7 protein-coding genes are annotated in these 12089 nt (G+C 42.2%); 6 read left to right on the forward strand and 1 reads right to left on the reverse strand.

Going from position 1 to position 12089, the window contains the following annotated elements; translation table 11 throughout:
* Position 1 precedes the first annotated feature (1 nt).
* Entirely contained in the window at positions 2–3130 is a 3129-nt protein-coding gene (locus IGJ05_RS01175) for an AAA family ATPase (RefSeq protein WP_266166580.1), read from the forward strand.
* 16 nt (positions 3131–3146) lie between these two features.
* Complete coding sequence (locus IGJ05_RS01180; RefSeq protein ID WP_266166581.1) at positions 3147–6311, forward strand: DEAD/DEAH box helicase; 3165 nt, start codon at positions 3147–3149, stop codon at positions 6309–6311.
* A 47-nt stretch (positions 6312–6358) separates the two neighbouring features.
* Here the strand turns inward: IGJ05_RS01180 and IGJ05_RS01185 are convergent, their stop codons facing one another.
* Positions 6359–7093: an HAD family hydrolase gene (locus IGJ05_RS01185; RefSeq protein WP_034858406.1), complete on the reverse strand. Its 735-nt coding sequence runs from the start codon at positions 7091–7093 to the stop codon at positions 6359–6361.
* Between the two features lie 244 nt (positions 7094–7337).
* On the opposite strand from IGJ05_RS01185, the gene IGJ05_RS01190 reads away from it, so the two are divergent.
* The 4 genes from IGJ05_RS01190 (at position 7338) to IGJ05_RS01205 (ending at position 12075) form a co-directional block, all read left to right on the forward strand.
* Entirely contained in the window at positions 7338–9074 is a 1737-nt protein-coding gene (locus tag IGJ05_RS01190; protein ID WP_266166582.1) for an ABC transporter ATP-binding protein, read from the forward strand.
* 709 nt (positions 9075–9783) lie between these two features.
* Positions 9784–10182 (forward strand): transcriptional regulator SpxA, encoded by a 399-nt coding sequence (spxA, locus tag IGJ05_RS01195; protein ID WP_003127030.1) that lies wholly within the window; start codon positions 9784–9786, stop codon positions 10180–10182.
* 152 nt (positions 10183–10334) lie between these two features.
* Positions 10335–10985 carry an adaptor protein MecA gene (locus IGJ05_RS01200; RefSeq protein ID WP_005229698.1) on the forward strand — a complete coding sequence of 217 codons (651 nt, stop codon included), beginning with the start codon at positions 10335–10337 and terminating at the stop codon, positions 10983–10985.
* 100 nt (positions 10986–11085) lie between these two features.
* Entirely contained in the window at positions 11086–12075 is a 990-nt protein-coding gene (locus tag IGJ05_RS01205; RefSeq protein ID WP_317755977.1) for a competence protein CoiA, read from the forward strand.
* Positions 12076–12089 lie beyond the last annotated feature (14 nt).

Genomic DNA, 12089 nt, shown 5'->3' on the forward strand with positions numbered 1-12089 from the left:
CATGCAACCTAAGTCTTTACAAATGAAAAATTTTGGTCCATTCATTGATGAAAAATTGGATTTTAGTCAGCTGCAAGCTGGCGGTTTGTTTTTGATCAGCGGCAAAACGGGTGCAGGAAAAACGACGATTTTCGATGGCATGACGTTTGCATTGTTCGGTGAAACATCGGGGAATCTGCGCTCAGGCAAAGAAATGCGCTCGATGTTTGCTTCACCAACCGAAGAGACCAGCGTCACCTTTACTTTTGAACATCAGCGTTTTACCTACCAGATCCAACGGAAACCGGAACAGACCTTAGCAAAAAAACGTGGTGACGGGGTCACCAACCAAACGGCAAAAGTCCAGCTGACGATTTTTGACGCCGAAGGCAAAGAGAAAAAGCAGATCAGTAAACGCACAGAAGTTGATGCATTTATCAAGGATCTGCTGCAGCTGGATGCCAAACAGTTTTTTCAAATCATGATGTTGCCGCAAGGAGAATTTCGTAATTTTTTGATTGCCAGCAGCAATGAGAAAGAACGCGTTTTACGGAATTTATTTGGCACGGAAATGTATCAACAATTTAATGAATGGTTGAAAGAGCAAGTCAAAGCACAAAGTAAAAAGCTTGAGCATCAGCAGCTACTCGCCTCGCAAATCATGGAGCGCTTTGAATGGGAAGAAGCGCAGGAGGTTTTAACGGTTGCGGAAGGTCTGACTTTGTGGGCGCAGGATTTAGAAAAACAACAGGCGCAGCTTCAGCAGTTATTGCACAAAAAAGACCAAGCGATCCAAGAAATGAAAGCTGCGCAAGACGCTTTTTACCGTGCAAAAGAAATTGAAAATACACGGATCGAATGGCAAGGTCTACAAGAAAAAGCCCGAGAGCTGCATGCTAAAAAAACCGAGATCGCTCAGAAAAAAGCACAGTTGAACCAGTTGGTGTGGGCGCTTGAACATCAAGAAATCATGCAGCAAAAAGAAGAACGAGTGAGAGAAGCACAGCAAGCTGCTCAGCAAATCAACGAAACAAAGCAGCAGCTGCAAGAAATTCAGCTGCAACAAGTAAGCTGGCAAGACCAACGAGCGTTGATTGACGGCATCAAGAAAAAACAGGAAGCTGCTAGTCAAAAAGTTCAACGAATCCAGCAGCAGATCCCGCTAGCACAGCGCACACAAGCGCAGCAAGAAGAAGTGGTGCAACTTGAAAAAGCCGCACAACAACAGACCACCGAATTAACGAAGATAAACCAAGCGCAAGCAAGTGCCAAAGCGCAAGCGCAGCATCTGGCAGAAGAAATCGAAGCATTGCGAGGGTTTCAAGCAGAAGCGGTGAAATTAGTAGAAACGCAGGCTCTGGTAGAAAAATGGCAGCAAGCAAAAGCGCAGTTTCGTGAAGCCGAGCAAAAAGCAGGGGAACAGCAACAAATTCATTCGGAGTTGGTTCTTGAACAACAGCAATTAGCAGCATCCTTGCTGGAGCTGCAAAAAACGTTAAAACAAGAAACCAGTCAAAATGCTCGAATGCAAATTGCTCGGCTTCGTCTTTTGCTGGAAGAAAATGAACCCTGTCCGGTTTGCGGATCCTTGGATCATCCGAATACACAGGAGCACACGACCTATCGCATCGAAGACATCATTGCCAGTGAACAAAGACTTGAGCAAACACAAGAAAAATTGACGAAGATCCAGCAGCAAGTATCGGCAAATCAAACGCTGCAGGAGCAAGCCACATTGCGAATCAGCGAATGGCAAGCCACCAGTGCTGCTGCGCAGAAGCAAGTGGCATTCGCTTGGACTACAGTTCAACAGGCATTTGCTGCCTTGCAGCCGATAGAAAACCAAGAGACGATTACCGAGGAAACGACGGTAGCGGAACTAAAGAAACGGCAATCTTTCAATCAACAAAAAGCCGCTTCTTATGAAGACGCGCAGAAGAAACATCAGGCAGTAAATGAGAAATTAGCAACGTTAAATGAGTCCTATCAGCAAGTCAGTGAGCAAGCGAAAAAAGCCCAAGAAGCGCGCCAGCTTGCGGAGGGGAAATTGGCTTCTTTACAGGAACAACTTGCAGGCGCAACGTATGAACAATTACAAGCCGATTTAGCAAAAACCAATGGTTTACTGAGGGAATATACGCAACAAATTGAAGCTGATGCCCGACAAGAAGCGCAGCTAAACGAACAGCAAGCGATTCTTTCAGAGAAGCTGAAAAATCTGCAGCAATTTTTTGAAGAAAAGCAAGCGGCTAAGACAAAAGCAGAACAACGACTGACGCAGCGACTCCAAGAAGCTGGTATGACGGAAGAAACGATGCGGGAATTGATTGCCCAAGCCGCTCAAACAACCGTTCTCTCAGAAGAAATCAAAACCTATGAGCAAGAAACGGTGTTTGTTCAGCAACGGCTAGCATTGTTAGATGCACAGTTAAAAGAGCAAGCTGCGATAGATTTAAACCAATTGGAAGCTGACTACCTTCAGTTGCAGACCGTGATGGAGGAACTACAGCAAGAAACAATTCGCAAACAGGAGAAAGTCAACGGCAATCAACGGTTGTTTGACGAGCTGCAGGTCATTTATCAGCAAAATGTCGAAGAACTGGCCCAATTAGGCCAACTTCAGCAGTTGGCAGAAACCATCAACGGCGAAAACGTCAAAAAAACCAGCTTGGAACGGTATGTACTGCAGCAATTTCTGACAGAGATCTTAGAAGTCGCCAATGAACGCTTGGCTCGGTTGACTCGTGGCCGCTATCAATTTGAATTAGCGGATAAAGTCGGGAGCTATCGAAGCTCAACAGGCTTAGAAATTGACATATATGACGATAATGCGGGACAAGTCAGAAGAGCTCATACACTTTCAGGCGGCGAAAGCTTTATTGCTGCCTTAGCGTTGGCGATCTCTTTGGCGGATGTGATCCAGCAACGAGCTGGTGGGATCGAGATCGAAGCCCTCTTTATTGATGAGGGCTTTGGATCGCTTGATGAAGAATCATTGGAAATGGCGATGGAAGCATTAGAAATGATCGAAAATGAAGGGCGCATGATTGGGATCATCAGTCATGTTCGAGAACTGCGGGCAAGAATCCTGCAGCAAGTTTTCGTAGAAACTAACGGCAGCGGGCAAAGCCGGATCCGAATAAAAGAATAAGGAGAGGAGGGCTCTTATGAAGTGGAGTATTCCAGAAAAAGTAATTGAGCGTGGCAGAACGTATGTCAACGAAGATCGCGTCTTATCTGTCACACCAGACAAAGAAAAAAATGTGTGGCACGCAGAAGTATTGGGGACAGAATTGTACTTAGTGACCTTAGATGCTACAGCCAAAGAGGTAGATTATTGCCAATGTCCGTACTGGGAAGAGCATCATTATTGCAAACACACGGTGGCAGTCGAACTTTATCTACGCAAACAAGGGAAAACACGAAAAATCAATGAGCAAACCCCCATCAAAAAAGCCTTTTCTGCTTCAGAGATGTTTTCCAATGGCTTTGCCCGCTTAGGGAGCGAAAAAGAAACGAGCCAACCCTTACAGGTTGAATTTCGGATAGATACCATCGCCACCAATCCTTACCATCAAGAAATGGATATCCTAGGGATTTCCCTCAAAGTCGGCCATCGTGGCACCGCACGGACCTATGTCGTTAAAAACATTTATAAATTTTTGCAGATGTACCAAGAAAACAAGCAGTACGCAGCGAATAAGCAGCAGACCTTCTTTCTATCTGCGGATGCCTTTGATGAGAAAAATCGAGCCTTGTTGAATCGATTGGCAGGAATCGCGCAAACGCAACAGTTAATCGGGCAAGCAGGCATTCAGATCAATGGTAAACTTGACAAAAAGTATTTGCTGCTACCAGTTGAGTTCGGCAAAGAATTGTTGTTACAGTTAAACGAAGTCTATACGCAAATAACCATTGGTGAAACAAAAGTCAATGAAGCCGATTTTCAAATCGGTGAACCTTTGTCGTTTTCAGTCACAAAACAGGAGGATCATTTTCCGCTTGAATTCGTGAAAGATTTTGACCATTTACTTAGCTATTATAATTGGGGTCTGCTGGATGGAACCTTTTATGAACTGACTGTCGAACAAAAGGAAATCTATGTCACGATGCAACAGTTGTTTAAACGATTTGAACAGCCAGTCATCGACTATCCGAAAGAAGAACTAGCGAATCTTTTTATGAAAGTATTGCCTTATTTGCGAAAAATCGGACGTGTCCAAGTAGCACCTGAAGTTCAAAATGAAATCGAAGAGTCTGAATTGAAAGCTGTCTTTTCGTTACGGAAAATCAAAGGACAAGTCGATTTACAAGTAGACTTCACTTATGGAGAAGTCGTTTTTTCAAGTGATGAAAAACATCACTATATGCCAGAAAATCATCCCGAGATTTTACGTGATTTTCAACAAGAAGCACGAATTGAAGCGATTATTGAAACCTTTGGCTATCAAGCGAGCACTAAAAATTGGCAAAAAAGCTTACCTACGGGGGAACAACTTTATACCTTTTTTACAAGGGAGATCCCTGTTTTAAGGCAATTAGGTGAAGTCCGTATCGGCAAGAAGCTGCGGGAACTTTACCTTGACGCCCAACACCATCGACCAGAAATCGTTATCGAAGAAAATGGTTCTTGGTTGGATATCAAGTTTGATGTCAGCGGCATTCAAGAGTCAGAGATCAATGAGGTCTTGCGCAGCCTGTTACAGTCTGCACAATTTTATACCACAGAAAATGGGCAAGTCCTTTCATTGGAATCGGAAGAGTTTCAAGAAGCAAGTGCTGCCCTGAAAAAATTGCGTCTTTCACTAGAAGCGAAGGATGGGGCGATCCAAGTTCCTTTGAATCAAGGGCTGCTCCTGCAAGAGCAGTTTGCTGATCAAGCCAGCTTTAGTGCCGGTTTTCAGCAAATGACGGAAGACTTGATCCATCCAGAAAACTTTGAGGCGCAGCTGCCAGAAAACTTGCATACTGAGTTGCGGCAATACCAAGAAGTTGGGTTCCGTTGGCTAAAAATGTTGAGCCACTATCAATTTGGCGGTATCCTTGCCGATGAAATGGGGTTAGGGAAGACCGTTCAGACGATCAGCTACTTACTTTCAGAAAAACAAGAGAAACAAAAATTGAATGCATTGATCGTGGCACCGGCGAGTCTAACATTCAACTGGCAACAAGAAATCAAACGGTTTGCGCCGACAATTTCTGCGTCTGTCATCAGCGGAACGAAAGAAGAGCGCGAAGGGCAGATGGCGCAGCCAGCGGACGTCCGCATCACTTCTTATGCAAGCTTGCGGCAAGACATTGATGCCTATCAAGCACTAGATCTGACTTGTTTGATTTTAGATGAAGCGCAAATGGTCAAAAACAGTGCGACCAAAACGGCACAGGCCTTGCGCTCCTTGGAAGTTCCACAGCGGTTCGCCCTCAGCGGCACACCGATCGAGAATAATTTAGAAGAATTGTGGTCCTTGTTCCAAATGATCATGCCAGGCTTTTTCCCGAACAAGCAGAAATTTAAAGAGCTGTCTACGCAAGAAATTGCGAAAATGATCAAACCCTTTATTTTGCGAAGAGACAAAAAATCCGTGCTGCATGATTTGCCGCAAAAATTGGAAACAAATTATTACAGTGTTTTAACAGAAGAACAAAAGAAAATCTATTTGGCGTACTTGCGGCAAATGCGGGAAGAAATCGCGCAAATGGATTCTACGTCTTTTCGTAAAAATCGAATCAGTATCTTAGCTGGTTTGACTCGACTGCGGCAAATCTGTTGTGACCCACGATTATTCGTGGAGGATTATGAAGGGTCTTCTGGGAAACTTGAACAGGTCAAAGATTTACTCTTAGCAGCCAAAGAAAATGGGCGTCGTGTGCTGTTATTTTCTCAGTTTACTAGCATGCTTTCGATCATTGAAGAAGAGCTAGCACAAGAAGGGTTTGAGTCCTTTTACTTGCGAGGCAGCACACCGCCGCAAGATCGTTTGACGATGGTCGATGCCTTCAATAGTGGAGAAAAGGACGTCTTCTTGATCTCGTTAAAAGCAGGAGGAACAGGACTGAATCTGACCGGCGCAGACACCGTGATCTTATACGATTTGTGGTGGAACCCGGCGGTGGAAGAACAAGCCGCTGGACGAGCCCATCGGATCGGTCAAAAAAATGTTGTCGAAGTCTGGCGAATGATTGCTGAAGGAACCATTGAAGAACGAATGGATGCGTTGCAACAAGAAAAACGTGAGCTTTTCCAAAAAGTGATCCAAGGCAATGAAACACAGCTTCAACAAATGACAGAAGAAGATATTCGCTTGATATTGAGTATAGGCGAAGAAAGTTAGCCAATCAAAAAGATGGACCTGCCGCAGGAGCGAAGGTCCATCTTTTTTTAGTTATACATGTATGCAGGCACTTGCATCAGTCTGTCAATACTGTCTTGCAGCTGTGAAAAAGCAGTGATCGATGCATCTGGTAAGTCTTCCAATCCACTAGGCGCTTGACGGAGACGATGATTGAACCACAAAGCTTGCCAACCGGCTTTCTTACAGCCAACCACGTCATTATCAAAATTATCACCAACGTACAATGTGGTTTCCGGATCAAGAGCAAAGGCGGTTTCTGCCAATTGAAAGATTTCAAGTTGCGGCTTTTGATAACCAGTTGCTTGTGAAATGATCATATGCTCTGGTTTGATCCATCGAGTCAGTTGCAACTGATCCAATTTTTTTTGCTGGTGGTCAGTGGGACCATTGGTAATAATTCCTAGTTTGACTGGCAATGTGGACAAATAGTTCAAAGTTGACTCAACTTCAGGATGCAGCGTGATGGCATCTAGTTCTTGTTCATAACACAGCTGAAATTTACAGCTTTCTTCCATTGTAATAGGTAAGTACCCTAAATCCGTTAATGAATGGGTCAGTCGAAAATAACGAAAATGATCTAGCGTCCATTCATTTGCCAATACCCGTCCAAACTGCTCGTCACTGTGCACCCGAAACCGTAAGTAAAGAGCAGTTAAATCTTTGTGGGCTATTTGTGGGAAACATGAGGTTACGGCATTGCGAAATGGTTGTTGCTGGTCATATAAGGTATCATCGACATCAAAAAGAATACTAGTGATCAAAAAAGACACGCCTTTCAGAGTTAGTGAAAATTTTCAGTTTGTTTTCGAATCAATCATAAGCCATTATTCCTGTAAAAAAAAGAGGAAAACCCCTGTAAAATAAAGGTTTTATTTACTGTTTTTAGAAATCCGCGTCTTCATAGGTTTTCAAAATTATAGTGAATTTTACCCATTTTCACATGTTTCTCATTTTGCATTTCTACTGAGAGTTGCTTATAATGATAGCTATTGAGGAGGGGGAAATGTGTTAAAAAGGTTTTTTCGTTATTATCGACCGTATCGGTCACTATTTATACTCGACTTTACTTGTGCGGTATTTGCTGGTTTATTGGAACTAGCCTTTCCAGTTGCCGTCAACCAAGTAATCGATAAGATCATGCCCCAGAACAACTTTCGCCTAATACTGTTGGCTTGCTTAGGCTTGTTCTTGTTTTATGTGATCAATACTGTGTTGCAATATATCGTGGTTTTTTATGGTCATAAACTTGGGGTCAATATTGAAACTGATATGCGTCAAGAGTTATTTCGACATCTGCAAACGCAATCTTTTGAATATTATGATAATCAAAAGACTGGCAAGCTGATCAGTCGTTTGACTACGGATCTCTTTGAGATTTCTGAAGTCGCTCACCATGGGCCAGAAGATGTCTTTATTACCATCATGACTTTGGTCGGTTCATTCCTATTGATGTTAAATATGCATGTTCAATTAGCTGTGGCAACATTTGCGTTGATTCCCTTGATCACGATCGCCTTGGTTTTTTTCAATAAGAAAATGACCAAAGTCAACACACAGATCTATGATAATCTTGGTGAGTTCAACGCCGGAGTGGAAGCATCTGTCAGTGGCATTCGAGTGACACAATCATTTGCCAATGAAACGTTTGAACATAAACGCTTTGACGGGTTAAGTGAGATTTATCGGCAGTCTAAGATCCTTTTTTATAAGGTAATGGCAATCAGTTCAGCGTACAATTATTTCTTGATTCGGTTGATCAACTTGTTTGCTCTGATCTTTGGTGCCTACTACGTGATTCGTGGTGAACTGACGAACGGTCAGTTCGTAGGGTTTATTTTATTGTCAAATGTCTTTGTTAGACCAATTGAGAAGGTTAATACGATGATCGAAAGCTATCCGAAAGGAATCGCTGGCTTCAAACGCTTGACCGAAGAGTTGGATAAAGAACCGACGATCAAAGACAAGCCAGGGGCACGGGCAGTAACTTCCTTAAAGGGAGACATCGTCTACCATAATGTTTCTTTTTCCTATGCGGATGCGACGAAAGTCTTGAATCACATCGACTTGTCGATCAAAGCGGGTGAGACGATCGCCTTCGTTGGGCAAAGTGGTTCAGGGAAAACAACGTTATGCAACTTGTTGCCGCGGTTTTATGAAGTCACGGAAGGCGCCATTACGATTGATGGCATCAATATTCAGGAGATGACCTTGGCATCTTTACGTCAGCAGATTGGTACGGTGCAGCAAGATGTTTTTCTTTTCCCAGGAACGATTCGAGAAAATATTGCTTATGGCAAACTTGATGCAACAGAAGAGGAGATTTTAAAGGCAGTCAAATTGGCACACTTAGAAAAAGTCATTGATCAAATGACGGATGGCTTGGATACGGTCATCGGTGAACGAGGCGTCAAATTATCCGGTGGCCAAAAGCAGCGAGTAGCGATTGCTCGGATGTTCTTGAAAAATCCGCCGATTCTGATTTTAGATGAAGCAACTTCAGCGTTAGATACCGAAACGGAACAAGTGATCCAAGAATCATTGAATTCTTTGGCAGATGGGCGTACAACCTTGATCATTGCCCATCGCCTCGCAACGATCAAACATGCGACACGAATCATTGTCGTTAGTGAGAAGGGGATCTTAGAAGAAGGAACCCATGAAGAGTTGATGGCGAGAAAAGGGCATTATCGTGCATTGCATGATGCTCAATTCGCTCGTGACCGAGAACCAACACTCGCTTAGAAGAAAGACATGGTAAACGATCAGTTCAAGAATAGTACAGTCTATAATGCTTTGTCAGTGACCAAGCAACATAGTGGCTGGCTTCTTGGATTGATCGTTTTTTACTGAGTTTTTTGTGAGAAACCCTTTTCATTTATAAGCAGTTGTTCATTTCTGCTGCTGTTTTATAGCAGATTATGACAGAAATGCTTCTATGGTTTTCTGATTAAAAAGGAATGTGATACAATAAAACCAAGAAGAAAGAGAGTGGTTGCGATTACTCGTACAAAAAAATAACATCCATTTTCATTGTAGCACGATCGTTTCTCGGCAAAGGAAGGATCGTGAAAAAGTTCTTTTGAAAACGATTGAGCGATGGCCTTGGTTTTTCTCTCATTTTTTGATTACATCTGTAATTGTCGAAGGGAAATTAAAAAACGTTGCCTTCTGTTAAAAGAATATTTTAATATTCTGACATCTTTTTGATACACCTTTGACACACTGTTGTATAAAAGGAGTAATATTAAAAAAAAATTTGAGTTTTCTCATTTAAAAATAAACTTTTTGAAGGAAACCTTTTGCCTTAAAGGTTTCGCTTTTAATATAACTTTCGAGTTTTATTAAAAAATATGAGATTTAGACTAGATTTTTTTTAGTTAAACCTGTATAATTGAAATCAAGCGAGGGAACAGGACTTGCTTGATTGAAAATTAAAAAGGAGAGATGCACGTTGTTGACACTATACACTTCCCCAAGTTGCACATCTTGTCGCAAAGCTCGTGCGTGGTTACAAGAGCACGAAATCCCTTTTGTTGAAAGAAATATTTTTTCAGAACCGTTAAATATTTCTGAGCTTAAGGCAATTCTACAAATGACAGAAGATGGCACAGAAGAAATTATTTCCACCAGATCCAAAGTATTCCAAAAGTTGAATATGGATCTAGATGACCTGCCCCTAAAAGATTTATTGACACTTGTTCAAGAAAACCCAGGATTATTGCGTCGTCCGATCATGATTGATGAAAAACGATTGCAAGTTGGGTTCAACGAAGATGAAATTCGTCGGTTCTTACCTAGGGATGTTCGCCAACTGGAACTAAGACAAGCGCAATTAATGGCAGGATTATAAATTTGACTTCATCGACTCGCTTTCTCTTTGAAAGTGAGTCTTTTTTTGAGTTTTTACGTTTTTCTTAAGAGGATATTCGTTTTCTCTTTACTTTTTATCAGGTTTCGATACAATGAACCTATAGTGAGTAGCAAAAGTGAGGTGTAGCTAATATGGAAATGGAACATATCAATGAGAACACCATTCGTGTATTGATCAAAAGTGAAGACTTAGCTGCGAGAGGCATCACTTTTCTTGACCTTCTAGGAAATCACAATGAAATTGAAAACTTCTTTTACAGTATTCTTGAAGAAGTTGATATTGACGAAGAATTTAAGGGCAGTGAAGCTGTAACTTTCCAAGTCTTGCCTAAAGGCGATGGGTTAGAATTGTTTATTAGCAAAAATCTTCCACCAGAAGGAATGGAAAATTTTGATGAGATGAACGATGAAGCGAATGAAGACATTACCGACATGTTGAAAAAGCATGTGGCGGCTCAATTACAAGAGTCGGAGCAAGCAGAAGACATCGGCAATCGTTTTGTATTCGAGTTGTTGCGATTCGAAGATATGATTCAATTGGCATCCGAAGTATATTTGGATTCCGTTGCAACCAATCTTTACCAAATGGGTAACCATTATTATATTGAAATTCGATTCATGGATGCAGAGGTTACTGATATTGAAGTGGAAAATGCACTTTCTTATTTGATGGAATTTGCCCAACGGACATCAGTGACGCCAGAGGTTTTATCTGAATATGGTCAGTTGATCATGGAAAACGATGCACTTGAATTGACTCGTTTCTACTTCAAGAATGATTAATGAATGAAATTCATTTCCAGCCAAGAACATGTTGCTAATGTTCTTGGCTTTTTCAATTGTGTTTGATAAAAATGGCGTATCTTTTATTGAGGTGAGTTAGATGCTGAAAGCATTGAACCAAAGAAAAGAAGTCATTGCAGCGAAAGGGAGAAAGAAAGCATCAGGTCCTTTTTATTGCCCAGGGTGTCACCAAGAAGTGACTTTGCGGCAAGGAACCAAACGACAGCCCCACTTTGCCCATCAAGCAACTGCTGATTGTCAGACTTACAGCGAAGGGGAGACGAAGGAACACTTGGAAGCCAAACAACTATTGTTTGAATGGTTTCAAGATACAGGGATTGAGATCGAAGCCTTTTTGCCTAAACTCCAACAGCGTCCTGACCTTTGTTATAAGAATATCGCCATTGAAGTACAGTGTTCTTCCCTCAAGTTTTCACGATTTCTTGAAAGAACCAGCACGTATTTAGCAAACGGCTATCGACCATGGTGGATCTTAGGGGAGAAATTGCATCCGAAACGCCAGTGGTCACTTTTGGCAAAAGCCTGCTGTAGTTATCAGGCAACTGGTTTTTGTTTGTGGCTGATTGATACGCAAAATCAATCCTTAATGAAGTTAGAACATATCAACTGGCACTATCAAGAAGGAGTCAGCAGTCAACAAAGCGATGCTCGAAAAGGGGCGCCTTACCAGAAAGAAACACTTCGCCCTTTGTGCAAAGGACAAAGATCAAACCATCACCGTCCTCCTGAATGGCTTGCTGCAGACTATCAGGTCTGGTTGATACAAAAACTGCGAAAGAACCTGCCCAAAATCCGTGTGATCCAAGAAATATTGTATCCGTTAAAAGGCAATGTCTCCCAGCTGCCTATGTGGTGCTACTGTGCAAGCAGCTTTGGCATTTTATTTGAGCATCGAATATTGGTTTTTCGCTTTCTTTATTTAAGTGACTGTCCACTTCGTTTTGATCAATGGGTGGCACGGCTTCGGCAGCTGGATTGGCAATGGCAATTCCCGTTACTGGATCAGCGGGAAATTTTGCGCGGACTCTTTCAAGAATGCCAATATTTAGAAAATTCGGTTTCTTTTTAAGCCAATGATTTGGT

It is taken from the genome of Enterococcus sp. AZ167, assembly GCF_051714025.1.
Classification (GTDB): Bacteria; Bacillota; Bacilli; order Lactobacillales; family Enterococcaceae; genus Enterococcus_D; species Enterococcus_D casseliflavus.